At 40.5% G+C, this 20,353-nt stretch carries 17 protein-coding genes and 1 pseudogene; 2 read left to right on the top strand and 16 right to left on the bottom strand.

Features of this window, described 5'->3' with window-relative positions:
- Nucleotides 1-105: 105 nt before the first annotated feature.
- From gpsB to WMZ97_RS14880, 4 genes are all read right to left on the bottom strand, one after another.
- Entirely contained in the window at nt 106-405 is a 300-nt protein-coding gene (gpsB, locus tag WMZ97_RS14895; protein ID WP_343272889.1) for a cell division regulator GpsB, read from the bottom strand.
- A 167-nt stretch (nt 406-572) separates the two neighbouring features.
- On the bottom strand, nt 573-977 hold the full coding sequence (locus WMZ97_RS14890; protein ID WP_343272888.1) for a cytidine deaminase: 405 nt from the start codon (nt 975-977) through the stop codon (nt 573-575).
- An 86-nt stretch (nt 978-1,063) separates the two neighbouring features.
- Complete coding sequence (locus WMZ97_RS14885) at nt 1,064-1,420, bottom strand: DUF1798 family protein (protein ID WP_343272887.1); 357 nt, start codon at nt 1,418-1,420, stop codon at nt 1,064-1,066.
- A 145-nt stretch (nt 1,421-1,565) separates the two neighbouring features.
- A complete protein-coding gene (locus WMZ97_RS14880; RefSeq protein ID WP_343272886.1) occupies nt 1,566-1,775 on the bottom strand; it encodes a hypothetical protein in 210 nt (69 codons plus the stop codon).
- 654 nt (nt 1,776-2,429) lie between these two features.
- Between WMZ97_RS14880 and recU the strand changes: the two genes are divergently transcribed.
- Together recU and WMZ97_RS14870 are read left to right on the top strand one after the other, a co-directional pair.
- Nucleotides 2,430-3,020, top strand: coding sequence for a Holliday junction resolvase RecU (gene recU / locus WMZ97_RS14875; RefSeq protein ID WP_343272885.1), 591 nt, complete (start codon nt 2,430-2,432; stop codon nt 3,018-3,020).
- Between the two features lie 17 nt (nt 3,021-3,037).
- A complete protein-coding gene (locus tag WMZ97_RS14870) occupies nt 3,038-5,809 on the top strand; it encodes a PBP1A family penicillin-binding protein (protein WP_343272884.1) in 2,772 nt (923 codons plus the stop codon).
- Between the two features lie 92 nt (nt 5,810-5,901).
- Here the strand turns inward: WMZ97_RS14870 and nth are convergent, their stop codons facing one another.
- The 12 genes and pseudogenes from nth to bshA all read right to left on the bottom strand — a co-directional run bounded on the left by nth (nt 5,902) and on the right by bshA (nt 20,239).
- Nucleotides 5,902-6,558 (bottom strand): endonuclease III, encoded by a 657-nt coding sequence (gene nth, locus WMZ97_RS14865; RefSeq protein ID WP_343272883.1) that lies wholly within the window; start codon nt 6,556-6,558, stop codon nt 5,902-5,904.
- A gap of 2 nt (nt 6,559-6,560) precedes the next feature.
- Nucleotides 6,561-7,241, bottom strand: coding sequence for a DnaD domain-containing protein (locus tag WMZ97_RS14860; protein WP_343272882.1), 681 nt, complete (start codon nt 7,239-7,241; stop codon nt 6,561-6,563).
- A 427-nt stretch (nt 7,242-7,668) separates the two neighbouring features.
- Complete coding sequence (gene asnS, locus WMZ97_RS14855; RefSeq protein ID WP_343272881.1) at nt 7,669-8,961, bottom strand: asparagine--tRNA ligase; 1,293 nt, start codon at nt 8,959-8,961, stop codon at nt 7,669-7,671.
- A gap of 12 nt (nt 8,962-8,973) precedes the next feature.
- A complete protein-coding gene (locus WMZ97_RS14850; protein WP_343272880.1) occupies nt 8,974-10,158 on the bottom strand; it encodes a pyridoxal phosphate-dependent aminotransferase in 1,185 nt (394 codons plus the stop codon).
- 14 nt (nt 10,159-10,172) lie between these two features.
- Nucleotides 10,173-10,700, bottom strand: a complete 528-nt coding sequence (locus WMZ97_RS14845; protein WP_343272879.1) for a cell wall elongation regulator TseB-like domain-containing protein — start codon at nt 10,698-10,700, stop codon at nt 10,173-10,175.
- Nucleotides 10,701-11,035: 335 nt separating this feature from the next.
- Nucleotides 11,036-13,840: an ATP-dependent DNA helicase DinG gene (gene dinG / locus WMZ97_RS14840; protein ID WP_343272878.1), complete on the bottom strand. Its 2,805-nt coding sequence runs from the start codon at nt 13,838-13,840 to the stop codon at nt 11,036-11,038.
- A gap of 331 nt (nt 13,841-14,171) precedes the next feature.
- Nucleotides 14,172-14,549 (bottom strand): annotated as a pseudogene (panD, locus tag WMZ97_RS14835) (aspartate 1-decarboxylase).
- Between the two features lie 94 nt (nt 14,550-14,643).
- Nucleotides 14,644-15,516: a pantoate--beta-alanine ligase gene (gene panC / locus WMZ97_RS14830; protein ID WP_343272877.1), complete on the bottom strand. Its 873-nt coding sequence runs from the start codon at nt 15,514-15,516 to the stop codon at nt 14,644-14,646.
- A 210-nt stretch (nt 15,517-15,726) separates the two neighbouring features.
- Nucleotides 15,727-16,554 (bottom strand): 3-methyl-2-oxobutanoate hydroxymethyltransferase, encoded by an 828-nt coding sequence (gene panB, locus WMZ97_RS14825; protein WP_343272876.1) that lies wholly within the window; start codon nt 16,552-16,554, stop codon nt 15,727-15,729.
- A gap of 358 nt (nt 16,555-16,912) precedes the next feature.
- A complete protein-coding gene (locus WMZ97_RS14820; protein WP_343272875.1) occupies nt 16,913-17,923 on the bottom strand; it encodes a biotin--[acetyl-CoA-carboxylase] ligase in 1,011 nt (336 codons plus the stop codon).
- Nucleotides 17,899-19,119, bottom strand: a complete 1,221-nt coding sequence (locus tag WMZ97_RS14815) for a CCA tRNA nucleotidyltransferase (protein ID WP_343272874.1) — start codon at nt 19,117-19,119, stop codon at nt 17,899-17,901. Before WMZ97_RS14815 ends, WMZ97_RS14820 begins: the two co-directional genes overlap by 25 nt.
- Nucleotides 19,082-20,239 carry an N-acetyl-alpha-D-glucosaminyl L-malate synthase BshA gene (gene bshA / locus WMZ97_RS14810; RefSeq protein WP_343272873.1) on the bottom strand — a complete coding sequence of 386 codons (1,158 nt, stop codon included), beginning with the start codon at nt 20,237-20,239 and terminating at the stop codon, nt 19,082-19,084. The genes WMZ97_RS14815 and bshA overlap by 38 nt, the downstream gene beginning before the upstream one ends.
- Nucleotides 20,240-20,353 lie beyond the last annotated feature (114 nt).

Below are 20,353 nucleotides of genomic sequence, written 5' to 3'. Positions count from 1 at the left end.
ATTAGTATAGCATATTTTTTGATTTATAGCACTACCAAAATAAGTAAAGGCTCGTGCCAAGTTCGGCCTTGCCAAGAAAGCTGCTAATCCATCAGAATCCATGTTTTAAGAGTCTGCGAATTTTTTGCCAAACACTGCTTTTTCCAAATTGGACACACGCTTCAGAATATCATAGTTCACCGAATGATTCGGTGCTGGTGTCCTTGTTCGTGTTTGATCAGATTGCTTTCGAAGTCGTTCATTTTCTAGTTCAAGCCGTTCAATTTCTTGTTTAAATGCATCGTAGTCTTGTATGATCGTATCAAGGAATTCGTCTACTTCTTCTTGGTTGTAGCCACGCATTGCCGTTTTAAAATTTTTTTCAAGAATTTCTTTCCCGCCGAGTTGAATACGATTTGCGCTCATATTTTTTCACCTCATATTCTGGACAAAATACATTTATATTTTTTCAAATAAACAAGCAAATGTCAATTTTAATTGTGATTTTTTCTAAAGTTAGGTTTATTTCATTAACAGACGAAGCGATTAAAAAAGGTCACGTACACTGTTAAACAGACATTTACCGTCAGCTGTTATTTCGCATTGGCCATATCATCAGGTTTAAAGGAGAATGGTAACAATTCATTGACTGTAACCGTTTTGGTGTCACCATGCAAGTTGGTTAGATGAACAGGCATCATTTGGTCAAAAAACTCGCTCATCACCTGGCGACAGGATCCGCATGGGGGTACTGGTCTTGGGGTATCAGCCGCCACAGCCATTTCTTTAAATTCCGTTTCTCCGTTTGAAATTGCTTTGAAGATGGCCACCCGCTCGGCACAGCACGAAACGGGAAATGCTGCGTTTTCAATATTGCATCCGGTATATATCTTGCCTGATTTGGTTAATAATGCTGCGCCAACAGGAAACTTTGAATATGGAACATAAGCTTTTTCTCGTATGCTTTTTGCTTCATCGATTAGATTTGTGTTGTTCATTTTCATCTTCCTTCCATGTGGAATGTTATTATACGGAATCATTTGCTGTTGTAAAAATATCTAGCTTTGATAATTACAGCCACACACTATTCATTCATATCTCGTAGCATTTGATCATAAATATATTGAATGGATTTGTATAATTCCATATAACGTCTCTGTTTTACATCGATATAAAAACTGTGCATGAGCAGCAACTCCATGTTTTCGCGTGTTGACGTTATCTGCTGCGGGTGAATATTTAACGTTCGGTCCTTTATTGCTTTTAAAGAAGTACCCTCCCACGTTTCGACAAGTTTATAAATAGCTTCCGTTTGTTGCCTAACATACATAAAAAAGTCTTTATCTCGTCTATCTTCAGGAGGATGATTGTCCTCATAGCGCTTTTTTAATTGATTCAAGTGTTCTTTTAGTGTTTCTGTTTGCTCTTGCAATCCTGTCAATGTTAAACGCTCCCAACTGCAATTTCTAATCCTTTCTTATACTTTAGCATTAATTTAGCATAGTTTCACGGATTATGGACACTGAAACGAACAAACCCCACTTTCACTTTTAGAAAGCAGGGCCTTCATATTCCAATCACTCTCACTACTTACTGATTTGATCGATATTCGCTTGAACCTTTTGAATCATTGTCTGTTGAAAGTGGTATGTTTGCGTGATTTCATGATCAACCTTCATTGTCAGCTTTTGATCCACCCATCTTAGCTGGTCGGATAACTCCTGTAACAAATGATTGAACATCGCTTTATCAATTCCATTATTTGGATAGGAAAGCTTCTGGGCCATGTTCATCACGTTCCTCACTCCTTCGTTCATTTTTGAACCGCTTTTAATCCAATTCGAGATAAGAAATGAATAACCTTCCCGTTCGACAAAACTAGAAAAAATGAGCTAAAAGCAGTGTTATAACTGATTTTTTAGACAAGCTAAGTAAGAAGGAGGCATGATGATGAAAATAGATCGCAAAAAACAACCTAGTGATAAACAAAAAAAGACGCAACGCGGTTACGGGAATAAGAAACTAGATGGACCAAATCGGCCATCGACCTGATAAAATCGGCTTAAAAGCCGATTTTATCAGGTAACCCATCAGTCCTCTCCTATCCACAACGTTACTATCAAATTGCTGCTTGATCTCACCTGCCCCCTCATATGCAGGATAGGTTACGAATGATGTAACGTACCTATGTCTAAAGCCCCTTAGGTATAAATCCGCCTAAAACAGTGGTTCATAAACGATTTGATACAGTTCTACGCGCGTTTTTTAAGCAAATAATCCTGTTAATTTAATGTTCTTTTGGTCTGTTTGTTATATAATGGATATATTCTTGTTTCATTATTTGTTTATAGGAAATTGTTTTAGGATTGACTTTGGTGCCAATACTGTATTAACAGTTATCAAGCTACTATTTTTCTGGTATGATATCTTCATATGCAAGGAGGAATAGGATGCATTATCCAAACGGACAAAAGTATAATACTCCGGGAAGTAATATTGGCACAAAAATAAAGGATAGTTATGGTAACCGTGGGATGACACTTGAGGAAGATATTAATGTAACCAATTTATATTACTTACAAACCAATCAAGCTGTTATTCACAAAAAGCCAACACCAGTCCAAATCGTCAATGTGCATTATCCCAAACGGAGTGCAGCAGTAATAACAGAAGGATACTTTAAACAAGCATCAACAACTGATTATAATGGTCTGTATAGTGGCAAATATGTCGATTTTGAGGCAAAAGAAACCAAAAATAAAACACGGTTTCCGCTTGCAAATATCCACGAACATCAGATTAAGCATATGCAGTCGATTGTCCAGCATGGCGGAATTAGCTTCATCATTATCCGGTTTGCTGTTTGGAATGAAACCTATTATTTACAAGCCGAAAAATTGTTTCCGCATTGGCATGCCAAATGTAATGGCGGACGGCAATCGATCCCTTATCAGGTTATCAAGCAAGAAGGGTATAGGATCCCCTTTCACTTACAAAAACGGGTGGACTATCTGCAGATTATTGACAGGCTTTATTTTTAGAGACGGAGGAATGAGTAATGGCAGACAATAGCCAATCTCGTATTGCTAGAAGAAAACAGAGAAAAACAAAAAAGAAACCATTATGGAAACGAATATTTCTTATTGTTGGTATTATTATTTTAGTTATGGTCATTGGTGCAGGCAGTGCATTCGCATATTTCGTTGCCTCTGCACCAAAATTAGATGAATCAAAACTACAAGACGCTTTTTCTTCAAAAATTTATGATAAAAATGGTGACTTGTTTGCTGATATGGGGGCTGAACGGCGAACGAGAATCACATTTGATGATTTGCCCGATGTATTGGTCGATGCGGTTACCGCCACAGAGGACTCGCGCTTTTTCAAGCACCATGGCATTGACCTGAAACGAATCGGTGGCGCTGTTGTTGGTAACATAAGAAATGGTTTTGGTTCTGAAGGAGCCAGTACTATCACACAGCAATTGGCGGAAAAATCATTTTTATCACACGAAAAAAAGATCCGTTTAAAGGTACAGGAAATGTGGCTGGCTATGAGAATTGAACGAAAATATTCCAAAGAAGAAATTCTGGAAATGTATTTGAATAAAGTGTATTACGGAAATGGCGCTTATGGGGTAGCAAAGGCAGCGCAAACGTATTTTGGGAAAAATGATTTAAAGGATTTAACATTGCCGGAAGCTGCTATTTTAGCTGGTTTACCGCAGCGTCCAACGGCATATAATCCGCGGCAACACCCGGAATTGACGAAAGACCGAATGAATACGGTGCTTCATTTAATGGTCAAGCATGGTAAAATAACACAAAAACAAGCAGACGAAGCGAAAAAGACTGATATTAAATCCTTGTTAACCGATGAACAGCCAGAATTGACCCAATATGAAGCATTTCTGCAAAAAGTAAGAAGAGAAGTGGAAGATAAGCTTGATGCCGATATTTATACGGATGGCTTAAAAATCTATACAACCATTGATCCAGATATACAAGAACATGTGGAATTTTTATTATCGGATGATGAGAACAACCCTATTTCATACCCTGAAAAGATAAATGACCCGAAAAAAGATGAAATGGTCGATATGCGAGCTGGAATGGTTGTGTTGGATTCCAAAAACGGTGCTATCCGGGCAATCGGTGGTGGCCGGGGACTAGAAAATGATGGCTACAACTATGCGATCCAAGGTGGCCGTCAGGGTGGTTCGACCATGAAGCCGATATTAGCGTATGGTCCGGCAATCGAAAATGAAAAATGGTCTACTTATCACCAGATCAATGACGATAATCCGTATGAAATTCCTGGAACGGATAAGAAAGCCGGTAACTGGAACGGTCAGTATCAAGGCTGGATGTCCATGCGCACAGCATTAACACAATCATTGAACGTTCCTGCGTTAAAAACAGCTGAAGAAGTTGGCTCAGGAAAAGCACAAGAATTTGCAGAAGGATTAGGATTAAACTTTGGGAAAAAAGACATGACTGTTACAGACGCAATTGGCGGTGGTAACTTAAATGTGACACCGCTACAACTGGCAAGTGCCTATCGGGCTTTTGCGAATGAAGGTGTGACAAACGAATCCTATTCCGTTACCAAGGTGGAATATCCAAATGGACGAACAGTTGACTTAAAACCAAAACAAAAACCGGTAATGTCGGACTATACCGCATACATGATGACAGACATGTTAAAGTCTGTCATGACAGATGGTTCCGGTACAGGAAGAGAAGCAAATATCCCGGGACTTCCTGTTGCTGGTAAAACAGGTACAACGAACTTAACAGGCTCAGAGGGAAGCCCAGACTCCTGGTTCAGCGGATATACGACCAATTACACCATATCGGTTTGGACCGGCTATGATAACCAAAAACTTGTTTTACCTGATACAAAGGTACCGCTGGCGTTATTTAAAGAGACAATGTCGTATATCTCCGATGGGATTGATACCGCGGACTTTCAAAAGCCCGATTCAGTTGTTGAGGTTGGTGTTGAAAAAGGGTCCAATCCAGCGCGGCTACCAAGCGATTACACGCCAGATTCGGAAGTCGTTACCGAGTTGTTTGTAAAAGGAAACGAGCCATCGAAAACATCAGAGAAATTTGATAAACTCGATCCGGTCAGCAATTTAACGGCTGAATATAATAAAGATGATGATAAAATCAATGTGGAATGGGATTATGATAGTGATGATGATGTTTCCTTCCAGGTCAGTGCCAGTGTTGACGGCGGAGAGATGAAAGAACTATCCACAACAAAAGATAAGTCGATGGACATCTCTGACATTGAATCAGGTGGTGAATATACTATTCAAGTGGTTGCCGTTAAAGATGACGAGAAGAGTGAAGCAAAAACAACCAAAGTAAAAACGTCTGATGATGATGACGATGATGAGGATCAGGAAGAAATGGAGCCCGTTAGTGATTTAAGCGCCCAGTACAACAACAATACGATTGATGTTTCCTGGAAATATAATGGTCCTGCGGCAACGTTTGAAGTTTCAGTTGCTCCTGATGGTGGCTCGCCACAGCAGCAGACAGTCAACTCAAACGGCATAAAAATTGATAATGCCAATGCTGGAACCACCTATACCATCTCGGTTACACCAGTTGGGAAAAATGGCGATAATGAGGGTGAGAAAGGCCCTTCCGAAAGCACAACCATTACCATTCCTGGCAGTGATGATTCAGCTGAGGATAATGAGAACAATCATGACGATAATGGTGGTAATGATGGTGACGACCAGGATGAAAACAACGATAATCAGGAACAAGATCAGGATCAAGGGGATAATGGGGAGCATTCGGATGATAGTTGACCAATCCCGTTAAAAGTATCAAAAGAGGCAGCTCAATTTATGAGCTGCCTCTTTTAGTTATACATGGTAGGAAAAATAGAATAGCGAATTTCTTATATCATCACCCGTTTCTTCATCCGCTTTTGTCCCTCCCGGCAAATATCCAGTAACGGACATTCCGGACAGTTGGGATTTTTTGCCCGACAATGATAACGGCCAAAGAAGATCATGCGATGATGCGTTACACTCCATTCGGATTTTGGGACCTTTCGCATTAATGTTTCTTCTACCTCCAGCACCGAATCTTTCCAGCGACAAATGGCTAAGCGCTTAGACACCCGTTCGACATGGGTATCAACGGCAATAGCCGGCTCGTCAAATGCAACAGATGCAACAACATTTGCTGTTTTCCGTCCTACACCAGCTAGTTTCATTAATTCTTCTTTTGTTCGTGGAACAACGCCACCATAATCATCAATGAGCATTTGGCAGAGCTTGCGAATATTTTTTGCTTTATTCCGATAAAGACCAATCGAGCGAATGTCTTGTTGCAGCTCTTCTAACGAAACGGCCAAAAAATCTTCCGGGGTTTTATACTTTTTAAATAACTCATTTGTTACTTTATTGACAAGTACATCCGTACATTGAGCGGATAATAGCACAGCTATAACCAGCTCAAATGGATTCTTGTGGTTTAATTCACATTTTGCTTCTGGGAACATTTCTCCCATGACCTCTAGGCAATACGCAACTTGTTTTTTCGTAAGCATCTTTACTCGTCCCCCTCTAACCAATTATAATAAAACGATGTATCGCGCTTTGGCGCAGAACCAGTTTGTTTGCTGGTCTGGTTATCGTGGAAGGTCTTGGATGCTTTCTTTGCCTGTTCAACCGTTTGAATCCCTTTCCTTTTCCACTCTCGTAAAATGCGGTCAATATATTTAAAGTTCAGTTTCCCCATTAACACTGCTTCTCTAAGTGCTGTTTTAATGAGTGATGTACTTAGCTTGTCTTCATCCAGCCAAACATTGATCGTTTCAATTTCGATTGGTGAAAGCGGCCGGCCAAATTCCTGCTCAAACAAAATAAACAATTTTCCATCTTCCGGTTCCTTTTCCGGTTCGGTTACTAAAAATAGTTTCTCCCAAAGTGGATCCAAGGAATAAATCTCGCTCCAAATCCCCTGTTCATTTTTGGTTTGCTCAATCGCCAAAAATCCTTTCTGAATCAGTTTCCGCAATACCATTGAGCATTCCTGTTCATTGATGGTCAAAAAAGAGGTAAGTTCAGTTGGCGTTGGAAAATCATTCTCATCGAAAATGAAACGATAAATCTGTAATAGCAGCATGACTTCCGTCTCATTTAACCCCAGTGTCTTATAATTCGTTAACAGCCGTGCAGGAATTTGCAGCTGATTTAATAAAATTTGTTGAATTTGAATTGGTCTCTCCATGATCATGCACCTCATACATAGTATAGCAAACTAAACGTGATCGCGCCCGAAAATCTACAGTATAAACGGATGGTAACAGATATAATACAACCACATTTCTTATAAAGTGAAACTTCATTCAGTGGGGGTTTTCGACGCACTCAGACGTGTTAGTGCAGGCGAAGGCATAAGGACGTGACGGTTTTAGCCTGCCCTTTCTCCCCCACTGAATAGAGGAACAAAGGCTAAGTTCTCAGTCGTCTGAGTTGTAACGCCTTTGTGACCTGCCTCGTGCAGGCTGAGAACAGAATCGGACCTTTGTCATGCAGTTGCCCCCCACTTATCTTTTTTTGTTTCACCTTAAAATCTTGAAGTGGGGGCCTTACTGCCCGTTAAGGCGGGATAAACGAATAAAACCCCCTGCTGTGTACAAGGGATTTTTTCGAATTTATGGATATAATCTGTTTAACAAGCGTGGGAATGGAATCGTTTCTCTTACATGCTCCACTCCTGCCAGCCAGGCAACTGTTCGTTCTAACCCAAGCCCAAATCCAGAATGTGGAACACTTCCATATTTGCTAAGCTCTAAATACCATTCATATGCTTCGCCTGTCAGGTTATGTTCCTCATAGCGTTGTTCCATTAAAGCCAAATCGTCAATCCGCTGGGATCCGCCAATAATCTCCCCATAGCCCTCTGGAGCAATCAAGTCGGCACATAATACAACATCGTCCCGGTTTGGATCTGGTTTCATGTAGAATGCTTTAATGTCTTTTGGATAATTGGTGATAAATACGGGTTTATCAAAGCTTTCCGCAATCGCTGTTTCATGCGGTGCACCAAAATCCTCTCCCCACTCAATATCATCAAAGCCTTTTTCTTTTAATAATTCAATCGCATCGTCATACGAAATTCGTGGAAATGGTGCTTTGATTGCCTCCAGTTTAGAAATATCTCGCTCAAGGACCGCTAATTCTAATTTACAATTAGCCAGTACCGATTGAACAACAAAGCTGACATATTGCTCCTGAATTTCTAAACTTTCCTCATGATCGACAAAGGCCATTTCTGGTTCGATCATCCAAAATTCGATTAAGTGACGGCGTGTTTTTGATTTCTCTGCCCGAAATGTTGGACCGAATGAGAATACCTTTCCAAACGCCATGGCTGCCGCTTCCATATACAACTGTCCACTTTGTGAAAGATAGGCTTCCTCATCAAAATATTTGGTATGAAACAATTCCGTCGTCCCCTCTGCTGATGAGCCTGTTAGAATTGGTGGGTCAATCTTCACGTATCCATTTTCGTTAAAAAACTGATACGTAGAGCGAATGATTTCATTACGAATTTTCATCACGGCATGCTGACGTTTGGATCGTAACCATAAGTGTCTATGATCCATTAAAAATTCGGTTCCATGTTCTTTTGGAGTGATTGGATAATCGATTGCTTCATGAATCACTTCAATGTTTTCTGCTTGCATTTCATAGCCTAATGGGGACCGTTTATCCTCGACGATTTTTCCGGTTATATACATGGATGTTTCTTGTGTCATCGATTTAGCTAAATGAAAAACTTCTTCGGTTACATCGCTTTTTACGACAACCGCCTGCATAAATCCTGTTCCATCACGAAGTTGCAAGAAGGCGATTTTCCCGCTGGAACGCTTATTGGCAAGCCACGTACCAATTGTAACGGTTTGCCCTTCATGTTTTGCTGCTTGATCTATAGTAGTTTTCAAAACGATTTCCTCCTATGCCTGATGGTTTTGAACGAAGCGGTTGATTCGTGTCATTGCCTCAGTTAATAATTCGATTGATGTTGCGTAAGATAAACGGACATAGTCATCCGCGCCAAACCCGGATCCCGGAACAAGGGCAACTTTTTCCTCTTCCAGTAGGGCTGTTACCCATTCATCCGTAGATGCAAAGCCATTCATTCGAACAGCTTCCTTGACATTCGGAAACAAATAAAATGCCCCTTTAGGTCTTACACAACTAATCCCAGGTATATCAGTTAGCAAACCGTAGCAGGTAGCCAGACGGGTCTGAAACGCCTTGCGCATATCCTCTGTGGTTGTCTGATCACCTGTATACGCTGCTAATGCTGCATATTGCGCAATGGATGTTGGATTGGACGTGGAATGCGATGCCAGATTTGTCATTGCTTTAATAATTTGCTCATTTCCAGCTGCATAACCAATCCGCCAGCCAGTCATGGCATGTGATTTGGAAACCCCATTAATAACGACTGTCTGCTGCTTCAAGGCGTCCGACAATTGCGCAATCGAGATATGTTCATCAGTGGTGTAGATCAGTTTCTCATAAATTTCATCAGAAACAATGGTAATATCATGCTTCAGGCAAATGTCACCAATTGCTGCTAATTCTTCTTTATTATACATCATCCCGGTTGGGTTACTAGGCGAATTTATAATCACCGCCTTGGTCTTTTCGGTTATAGCTGATGTCAATTGCTTAGTAGTTAGTTTAAAATCATTGTCCTCTTGTGCATCTACAATGACGGGTTTGCCACCAGCTAACTTAATTTGTTCCGGATAGCTTACCCAATATGGAGCAGGAACAATCACTTCATCAGAAGGATTTAATAACACTTGAAATAATGTGTATAGCGCATGTTTTGCACCAGTTGTAACAATGATCTGGTTGGCCTGATAGGTCAGCTGGTTATCTGCTTGAAACTTTTGGATAATCGCATCCTTCAGTGGTACAATTCCACCCGAGGGTGTGTATTTCGTAAAGCCTTCACGCATAGCCTTTTCTGCTGCATCCAGAATATATGCCGGTGTATTAAAATCCGGTTCGCCGGCTCCCAGGCCAATAACATCATGTCCTTGTGCCTTTAATTCTTTTGCTTTTGCTGTAATTGCTAATGTTGATGATGGTGTTAATGTTTGTACACGATTTGCTAAATCCATATTGTCACCTTCCTCTAATTAAACATACTTTTTAAACGCAATTGTTGATATCGTTTCCCGTCATAAATGGATAAATAATCCAACACATACCTGTTTGAATTGCTTCGGTAAGTCACTTCCCATAAGGCTTTATCATCAACCATTGCCGGTGTAACTTTGATCAATTCGCAATGATTACACTGATGCTTCCACTGGTCAATGATATCCTGTTTACTTATTATTTTTGCAGTATTCACAACCGTTATATCTTTTGTACTCTTTTTATTTTTTGGAACAAAAATGTATTGCTGCTGTTGGTCCTTTGTTTTCCCTAAAACAATATCGTACGTGTTATCACTCTGAAATCGGGATATATCTTCCACTTCTGTTAAGTCTGTATGCTTTATCACTTCTGCTTTTGTTTGCTGAAATCCGTCTGTTTTATTTTGCTGGATGGCATGATATAAATAAGCAAGATAAATGAAACCAATAATAAGAACGAGACATATGACGATTAGTATCCACTTGAACCAGGCAACCTGTGATTCGCGCCTAACATTCATGTCATTGTTCTTCCCTTACTAATTGATATAAATAGTTACCAATACGAATGCTTATATATTGGTTTTTGATCGCTGATACTGTCTCGATTCTTTGCAAATTATATTCCCTCCAAACAAGCTTTACGTTTATTTATCAATATTTACTACACATACTAAAACGGACCTATGCTTAAACTAATGATACAGTTGAAGATAAATATCAAGGATTACCTTATTTAGTATAACAAGCTTTTGTTTGTTTTGTATTTATTTCAACCAAAAAATGTACCTTGCCAATACCTTTTTCTTCTTTAACTGATGCATCAGCTGGTGCATCAGTGTTTTTTTAAAAAGATCTAAAACCATTCCTCCGCTTTTTCGATTAATTTCATTGTCGAGTTGAATGTAATTGGAACTTCGGGAATAGACTCGGTAAAGTACTTGCCATATCGTGCTTTGACTAACCGCGCATCGCAAACAAAAACAATCCCTCTGTCATTGGAAGAACGAATTAACCTGCCAAATCCTTGTTTAAAACGAATAACTGCATTTGGTAAGGAAAGCTCCATGAATGCATTTTTTCCATTGTTTTTAAATTGGGCCGACTTTGCTTCAACAATGGGGTGATCCGGTGGTTCAAATGGGAGACGGACAATAACCAGACAAGATAAATCCTCTCCTGGAATATCGACTCCTTCCCAAAATGAATTGGTTCCCAATAAGATCGTACGGTCATAATGAACAAAGTTTTTCTTCAGTCTTGATCTGCTTCCACTTGAAATCCCCTGTGCAATTAATGTATAGGTCGTTAAATCCATTGTTTCTTTTAGCGTGTTGTATGTTTTTCGTAACATGTCATACGATGTAAACAGAACAAGCATTCTTCCATTCGTAATTTCCGCTAATGATAAAATGGCTTCACAAGTAGAATAAATATAATCCGCACTATTTCCCTGCCGGACGTCCGGAAAATCATTTGGCACCATTAATTGCACCTGATCCTGATACGAAAAAGGGGAATAAACCTTCTTGGTCACTAAGCGATCCGCTGTCAATCCTAACCGATTTTGAATAAAGGAAAAGGAGCGTTTCATCGTTAGTGTGGCACTTGTTAATATAACACTTTGTTTTTGTGCAAAAAAGTCTTTCGCCAGTAATCCGGACATTTCAATTGGTTCACAATATAAATAAACGGCATTCTTTGCCCCATTTGCTTCAATTTCAATCCATTTGACATCTTGTTGTTCATTATCGTCCAATAGAAATAATTGTTCAAGCTGGTCAATAAATCGTTGGAGGCTTTCTGTGATCCCTTGCATCGCGTCTTTGTCATTTTTGTCCATGGTTGCTTGTTGTTCAATGGACTGTTGTAATTGGCTTAATAAGTGGATGAGATCGCGAAAATAAAAAGTCAGCCTAGTTGTCATTTCCTTTATCGTATTCCATTTTTTTTTCTGTTCTTTGCCATTTTCAAATCGATACTGCGTTCGGCCAATATCGCTATACGATTTTTGATATTTCTGCTGATCAACAACGTATTGAAAAAGAAATCGAAATAAATCATCTACTTCATATTTTGCCTGATTGAAAATGGTGTTCCAATTTGTTAATAACGATTCTTGTTGATCGACGGCATATGTGTTTATCAGCTCACTTAACCAATGATCTTCCTCCGTTGTCCCGATATAATTGAGCCGATGGTGAATACTGGCATAATCAACCTTCAATCCATAGTGACTCGATGCTGTGTCCTCCAAATGGTGCGCTTCATCTATAATCGCCTTTTCATAGGCAGGTAAAAACTGATAATCGTTAAACATATCTGTACATAACAAGGAGTGATTGGTAATAATCACATCTGCCTTTTGCGCTTGTCTTCTGGTATGCTGATAAAATGATTTTTGAAACCATGGGGATGTCGGATCCCGATAGCCTTCTGCCTCCACACAAACACGTTTGAAAAATAAGTACCCACTTGAGGGCAATTGGATTTCATCAATGTCCCCCGATTGAGTTTCGGTTAGCCAAACAAGAATCATTGCCTTTGTCAAGGTAACATCATAGTTTTCCTTTTGATCTAGTCCAAGGTCATGGGCAAATTTTTCCAAACTTATGTAGTGCTGCTTTCCCTTGAGGAGCGCCACTTTAAAGGGAAAGTTAACAAGCTGATGAATCAATGGAATTTCTTCTTCAAGTAGCTGTGACTGTAATTGTGTCGTATACGTACTAATCACAATGCGCTGCTGCTGGCTTACTGCTTCATAAATGGCTGGAAGTAAATATGCTAACGACTTGCCTGTTCCTGTTTCAGCTTCGATTAATGCATGCTGGTGCGATCGGAAGGCATCAAAGATTTCCTCAGACATTTCCCGTTGCCCATCTCTTTTTTCATAATGATCCATTTCCTGCTTTAATGTTCCTTCTTCCTCGTAGATTGAATCTAGATAATCACCAAACGATGTCTCGACCGTTGGTTTATCGCTTTGCTCATCCGAAAGTTTCTTAAAAGCCAGCCCTTGAAACGCCATGATATCATCGTCTGTTTCGATTGAAAACGCTAATTCCTGCTGGCGTTGATATAATAAGTCATAAATATCTGATTTAAGCGTTTGTTCCAGTTTTAACAGCCCATCGATCGTCTCATAGGGCAGTGTTTCCAATTTTTGTCTCAATTTCAAAAATAATTTTGCAGTTACATAGGCATCGGACAAGGCACGGTGTGGATCATCATGATGTATGTTCAGGTAACGGCTGATTTGGGCTAGCTTAAAGCTTGGTGCTTGTGGATACAAGATACGTGCAAGTTCGACTGTATCGAGTACAGGATTGGTTAATCTTGCCCTTTTATGCGCTGCTAATTCTTCGTTTAAAAAACCTAAATCAAATGGTACATTGTGGGCTACTAAATAACAATCCGTAAACATCGCAGCAATTTCATCTGCTTTTTTTTCAAACGTTGGTGCATCAGCAACATCCTTGTCCGATATTCCCGTTAAATTCGTAACAAATAGCGGGATATCACGCTGTGGATTTAAAAAAGTAGAAAATGTATTGCTGATTTGATTATTTTCGATCGTGACAATTCCGATTTCGATTATTTTATCGTGCTTCGCCGGTGTGTGACCTGTTGTTTCTAGATCGATTACGGCAAATTTATCCATATGTACGTCACCTTCTATTCTTTTCCATGAACCACCAGCTACCATTATATATTTATCCATTCACAACGGGCAGTAAGACTTCCACTTCAAGATTGAGGTGGATTTAAAAAATGTCCAAGGCCCGGTACTATTCGGGTTTGCACGATACAGGTCACAAAGGCGTTGCAACTCAGCATTGCTTACTTCATCGGTTCTTTTACAGCAAGGGTGCTTGACTAGTCTCACCTTTGCCCAGCTTTTGCTTTGGAGGAAAGGTTGACAAGTGATGAGTCCTTGCATATATGAAAGGAAAACCCTTATCATTGTTAACCGATAAGAGTCTTTTGGCGTATCATTTTATTTCCGTGAATGGCGGCTCTTGATCAACTATTTGCGTATTTTCATTGGCTTCGTTCATGATAGCGACCAGCGGTTTAATTGTTGATAATTCGTCGTCTTCTACGATTGCATAAGAAACGATAACGACTGTGTCACCAAGTTGAATAACTGCTCCATTTAAACAAATTACCCCGGAGTTACGTTTCCCGGGAATCACATAGGTTTCCAAACGAGCGCCATTATTATTGTTTACGATTTAAATCTTTTCATGTGGCAGAATTCCTACCTGGTTGAGAATTTGCTGATCGATTGCGATACTTCCGACGTAATCAAGATTTGCTTCGGTAACGCGAGCACGATGAATCTTTGCTTTCATCATGGTTCGAAACATGACCCTTCTAAACAAGCAATTGTATCGCCCGAAAATGTAATAAAATATACATAAGTGGCCTGTTAGATATAGCAAACCCCATGGAAATAAGTGGTTACTTAATGAAGTTGACCGGACGACTATCTTTGTCCCATATCAAGTTATCAATTAAACGAGCTTTCGTAAATTGGAGGGCTACCGCCAAGATAACACGCTGATCGACTTTCGAAACAGGCTTTAATGCTGGGTAGCTTAATAATTCAACATAGTCAATGGACCCGCTCGTTTCCTGTTCAATTCGGTTCATAACCTCTTCTACAATGATAGCAGGATTTTTTTCCCCGTCAACCGCTAATTGTCTCCCGGCTTGTAAGGCCTGGTAAAGGGCAACTGCTTCGCTTCGTTCGCTGTCACTCAGGTTCACGTTTCGGCTGCTTTTTGCCAGCCCATCCATTTCCCTGACGGTTGGCAAACCAATTAACTGAATCGGGAAATTAAGATCACTAATCAATGCATCGACGACGGCAAACTGCTGCGCATCTTTCAATCCAAAATAAGCTCGAGAAGGATGAATTAAATGAAATAATTTTGTTAGTACGGTGAGCACCCCGGCAAAATGTCCTGGCCTTGAGCGTCCGCAAAGCACATCAGCACGTTTATCAATCGACATTGAAATGAGCGGTTTTTCTGGATACATTTCTGCTGCGTCTGGGATGAAGATGATATCCACTCCAACGTTTTCTGCAAGCATAATATCATTTTCCTCATTTCTTGGATAGCGCTCGTAATCCTCATTTGGTCCAAATTGTAACGGATTGACAAATATACTTGTTACAACAACGTCATTCTCTTTTTTGGCTTGTTTCATTAATGATAGGTGTCCCTCATGAAAAAATCCCATTGTTGGAACAAGGCCGATTGACTGTTGCTGTTGTATAATTGTTCGTGATTTAGTTTGCATATCGTTCAGTGAACGAATAATTTCCATACATCAGCCCACCCTTTTTTAAAAAGTATAACACTAGGTTCAATTCTGCTCATATTTGGGAAGAGTTCAGCTAAAGTTGCGGGCGTCCTGCCACAACGCCGAACTGCCCTACATACTGTGTTTTCTCGTCCTTCTCCATGTATGGTGACTAGTAGACTACCTCTTCCACTGTACGATCAGTCAACATGGAGCAGGGCGCAATCCGGGTGCCTATTGTTTCGGAAGGAATGCTTGATCTTTAATTTTAAAACTATATTCTTCGGTTGGAAAGCTTCCTTTTTTAACATCCTCGCGATAATTTTGAATTGCCTGTTTCACGGCAGTATTCATATCAGCATATGGTTTCACAAATTTAGCTAACCGGTCTACACCATATTGGACAATATCGTGATACACAAGTACTTGACCATCACAAAAAGGACCACCGCCAATTCCAATCGTTGGAATCGACAGTTTACTGGTGACGATTTCGGCAAGTTCCATTGGTACGCATTCCAACACTACGGCAATCGCACCATGCGCTTCTAATTGTCTGGCATCTTCCAACAGTTTTTCCCCTGCCTTCTGATCTTTTCCTTGCACTTTGAATCCGCCTAAAACATTGACCGATTGCGGGGTTAAACCGACATGGGCAACAACTGGAATACCAGCATCCGTCAATCGTTTGGTTAGTGTCAGGATTTCTTTGGAGGCACCTTCGATTTTAAGTGCCTGGGCGTTGGTTTCCTGAAAAATACGCTGGGCATGACGCAGCGATTCATCAAGTGAAATATGAAACGACATAAACGGCATATCAACCGCAACAAATGTATTATCTGCTGCCCGCTTTACCGCTTTTGCATGGTGGATCATGTCGTCAACGGTCACTTGGACAGTAGATTCATATCCAAGCATTACCATGCCAAGTGAATCACCTACCAAAATCATATCAACTCCAGCTTGTTGGGCTAATTTGGCACTTGGGTAATCATAAGACGTAATCATGGAAATCTTCTCATTCTCTTGCTTCATTTTTTGCAAATCAAGTCTTGTCAGCATTTTGGTTCTCCTCCCTTTGTTAAAGAAAATAGTTTATATAAAAAGATGAGGGCAGCGATCGTCAACTTTTTTATAAGTAAAGAAAGCATAAAATTTGGCGTTGTTAATTTTACTGTCAGCGATAATCCGGCTCCAGCACCCAGAGACTAGTAGCCAACACCCGCCTCCGTACGATAAGTCAACATCGGCTCAGGGGAAGTTCGGTTAAAACCGCGACGTCCTGGCGCAACACCGAACTGACCTACATCCTGTAGCCCCCAGCTCACCGTGTTTCCTTTATCTCCTACGGTAGGAATGTTCAGTTAAGACCGCTGCTTTGCGCAGCAACACTGAACCACCCTGCTTGGCAGGGCGCAGTTTATACGTCTCTAAACGGGTGCTTGCGCCTTTGTTCGCTAAACCAATCAATTTCTGCAGAATACAGTTTTTTTACTTCCCCATCGCCGGTGTTTATTAATAATGCACCATCTTCAGCTATACCCATAAAAATTGCATCATACGTCGTTTTCATTGTCTTCAATCGAATGGGTTGCCCGATTTTAAATCCATAGCTTTCCCATTTACGCTTCACATCTGGAAATCCGTTTAGGATATAATCATCATATGCGGCTTCAAATGTCCGCAACAGGTTTTGGATGAGCTTCCTTGTATTCCATCGCTGCTTTGTTTCAAGAAATAATGAAGTCGCTTTATCTTGAATGTCTGCTGGCAGATCATCATGAGATTGATTCACATTCATTCCAATACCAATCACGACATATTGGATCGTATCTTGTTCTGCTTGCATTTCAGTAAGAATACCGGCTGTTTTTCTCCCATTCAGCAACAGGTCATTTGGCCATTTGATCTGGGGCGTAATCTGATATGTTTTTAATACATCTGCCAGAACGGTAGCCGCCAGTAACGTAAGCTGTGGTGCAAGATATGGCAAAATGGCAGGACGGAGAATGACGCTCATCCAAATCCCCTTATGCTTTGTTGAATGCCACGCATGGTCCATTCGTCCTTTCCCCTTTGTCTGTTCATCTGCAACGACGATGGTGCCATGAAGTGCTTGCTCTTGAGCAAGCTGATGAGCGACATGCTGGGTTGATGTGGTTACTTCTTTATGTACAACGGTCTTTCCCAGCCAGCTTGTATCCAGCCCCCATTGAATCGTATTTTCACTTAGTTTATCAGGAAAGGCTAGTATCCGATAACCTTTTTTTGATTTACCTTCAATTTGGTATCCGTCTTTTTCCAGTTCCTTCATATGTTTCCAAACTGCTGCCCTGGAGATGGATAGTTTTTCCGATAGTACTTGTCCGGAAATATAGTTTTCCTTGTTTTCTGCCAGGAGTTTAATTAATTTATTTCGGGTGGATTCCATGTTATCCATTCCTTCAGTTCATTTTTATTGTTCGTTAATTCACCATAAACGACTTTTTTCTCTAAAACACCGAGAAAATGCTTTATCCAAGGTCCCTTTCGTTTATTGGGAAAAAGCTTTTGCAAGTCGTTACCGTTTACAGCCAGTTCTGGTAATGATCGGATCGGAAGGCAATTCCTTAGCTTCTCAAGTTCATCCGTTGATAGCGTAACGTGTTCATCAAGATTTTTTCCTACCCGGACAAACCCGGGAAAGAACATTGAATCCAGCCGATATGTCAGCCAGCGGTCTAAACCATATGCTTTATAGTGATACCACGCATTGGTTAACTGAACGGCTTCCTGTTTTTGTTTATTCGAACACTTCCACTGCCTTACCCATGATTCTATGGTGATCGATGGTTCCAATACATGGAATAGGGCAATCACTTCCGCGAATGACTGGAGTGGACGAAGAGAACTTGGTATTTGGCTGATGATATCTGGATATTCAGATATCACAGGGAGCTGTTGATAGATCTGTGTCTCCCGTAAATAATGAAGACCATTGTTAACAAATGACCCGGCAAATAATTTTGTTACCTCAGATGTAATTCGTTCCACGGCAAGATCTTTTATTTGTTCCTGTTGTTTATTCATGCTTGTCTGCGTTGTTTCTTCAATGGCAAAACCCAGTTGACTCGCAAAACGTAATGCACGGATCATGCGCAACGGATCCTCATGAAACCGCTCAGAAGCCTTCCCAACGGTACGAATTCGTTTTCGCTTTAGATCCATGTTTCCACCGAATGGATCGATCATATTCCCATCGATATCCATCGCCATGGCGTTGATGGTGAAGTCTCGACGCTGTAAATCTTGTTCAATTGTTTGAATAAATTCAACCTGATCAGGATGTCGAAAATCACTATACGTACCATCTAAACGAAAGGTTGTTACTTCATATGATTCGTGCTGATGACGGACAATTACCGTTCCATGCTCCATTCCCACGGGAAGAACTTTTTCAAAAATGTCTTGTACCTGCCAAGGTTTGGCCGATGTGGCGATATCTATATCCCCAATCGGCCGGTTGAGCAGCAGATCACGAACACAGCCACCAACAAAAAATGCTTGATATCCATGTTCCTTTAATCGTTGCAATATTGGTTCAGCCTTTTTAAATGGACTTTTTTGCATTCGCATCACCATTTTCATTTTTTGCTACTTGAGCGTATAACTGGATATATTCGCTAACAATTTTACGCGAATGAAACGCTGACCGGGCCCGATGCAAGGCCTGCTCGGAAAATGCTCGCAGTTTGGATTCATCCTGTAACAACGAAATAGCATAGATGGCAGCTTGTTCCAATTCGCCCGGTTCTACGATATATCCTGTTTCTCCATGATTGATCACTTCTGGGATCCCGCCAACGTTTGTTCCAATGACAGGTACTTCGCATGACATTGCCTCCAACAAGACAAGACCAAAGCTTTCTTTTTCCGATAATAATAATTTTAAATCCGATACCGAAAGTAATTCGCTTACGTTTTTCTGTTTCCCTAAAAATAACACATTCTCTTGTAAATGTAATTGATTAACGAGTCGGTGGCAATCCGAATATTCCGGACCATCTCCAACCAGCAGCAATTTAGACTTTACATGTTTATGAATAATATTGAATGTATAAATGACATCTTGCACACGTTTAACTTTTCGAAAATTAGATATGTGTATCAGTACTTTCTCATCGGATTGAATTCCGTATTGCTGACGTACTGCTGTAACGTTTTGTTTGTGGTATTCCTGTTCATTTACAAAATTATAAATAACTGAAATATCGTTTGTTACACCTAGCATATCAACCGTTTGCTTGACTAAACTGTGGGAGACAGCTGTAACCGCATCAGACTGTTCGATTCCATGTTTGATCATCTTTTTAAATGTATGGTCAATCCCTAAAACCGTGATATCTGTCCCGTGCAGCGTTGTTACAATTTTTACGTCATGATTGGCAATCTGTCTCGCTAGTATCGCGCATATTGCATGTGGCATGGCATAATGAACATGCAGAATATCCAATTTCTCCTGATCGATCACTTCTGCCATTTTGCTTGCCAGTGCCAGGTCGTACGGTGGATACTGAAACACTGGATAATGACTTAGTTCTACCTCATGATAGAAAATTCTCGGGTGCACATGATCAAGCCGAAAAGGCAAACTGGATGTGATAAAGTGAATTTCATAACCTTTTTCCGCAAGCATCATGCCTAATTCAGTTGCAATAACCCCCGATCCCCCTACTGTTGGGTAACAGGTAATTCCTATTTTTTTCATGATTCACCTTCCTTCTTACGCCGGACAATCTCTCGCCATTGAAAATCACCACGTTTTAAGGCGAAAATCGTAATTTCAGCTGCCGCTATATTCGTTGCCAATGGAATTAAATGA

This window comes from Lentibacillus songyuanensis (assembly GCF_039548255.1).
Lineage (GTDB): Bacteria > Bacillota > Bacilli > Bacillales > Amphibacillaceae > Lentibacillus_C > Lentibacillus_C songyuanensis.
Note: the sequence above shows the minus strand (reverse complement) of the source record. Positions and strands in the feature narration are given on the sequence as shown.

What these genes read in the sequence shown, in the direction of transcription:
- gpsB (WP_343272889.1), bottom strand. Translation starts at nt 405, where the DNA reads ATGAGCGCAAATCGTATTCAACTCGGCGGGAAAGAAATTCTTGAAAAA.
- WMZ97_RS14890 (WP_343272888.1), bottom strand. Translation starts at nt 977, where the DNA reads ATGAACAACACAAATCTAATCGATGAAGCAAAAAGCATACGAGAAAAA.
- recU (WP_343272885.1), top strand. Translation starts at nt 2,430, where the DNA reads ATGCATTATCCAAACGGACAAAAGTATAATACTCCGGGAAGTAATATT.
- WMZ97_RS14870 (WP_343272884.1), top strand. Translation starts at nt 3,038, where the DNA reads ATGGCAGACAATAGCCAATCTCGTATTGCTAGAAGAAAACAGAGAAAA.
- nth (WP_343272883.1), bottom strand. Translation starts at nt 6,558, where the DNA reads ATGCTTACGAAAAAACAAGTTGCGTATTGCCTAGAGGTCATGGGAGAA.
- WMZ97_RS14860 (WP_343272882.1), bottom strand. Translation starts at nt 7,241, where the DNA reads ATGGAGAGACCAATTCAAATTCAACAAATTTTATTAAATCAGCTGCAA.
- WMZ97_RS14850 (WP_343272880.1), bottom strand. Translation starts at nt 10,158, where the DNA reads ATGGATTTAGCAAATCGTGTACAAACATTAACACCATCATCAACATTA.
- WMZ97_RS14845 (WP_343272879.1), bottom strand. Translation starts at nt 10,700, where the DNA reads ATGAATGTTAGGCGCGAATCACAGGTTGCCTGGTTCAAGTGGATACTA.
- dinG (WP_343272878.1), bottom strand. Translation starts at nt 13,840, where the DNA reads ATGGATAAATTTGCCGTAATCGATCTAGAAACAACAGGTCACACACCG.
- panC (WP_343272877.1), bottom strand. Translation starts at nt 15,516, where the DNA reads ATGGAAATTATTCGTTCACTGAACGATATGCAAACTAAATCACGAACA.
- panB (WP_343272876.1), bottom strand. Translation starts at nt 16,554, where the DNA reads ATGCTGACAAGACTTGATTTGCAAAAAATGAAGCAAGAGAATGAGAAG.
- WMZ97_RS14820 (WP_343272875.1), bottom strand. Translation starts at nt 17,923, where the DNA reads ATGGAATCCACCCGAAATAAATTAATTAAACTCCTGGCAGAAAACAAG.
- WMZ97_RS14815 (WP_343272874.1), bottom strand. Translation starts at nt 19,119, where the DNA reads ATGAAAATGGTGATGCGAATGCAAAAAAGTCCATTTAAAAAGGCTGAA.
- bshA (WP_343272873.1), bottom strand. Translation starts at nt 20,239, where the DNA reads ATGAAAAAAATAGGAATTACCTGTTACCCAACAGTAGGGGGATCGGGG.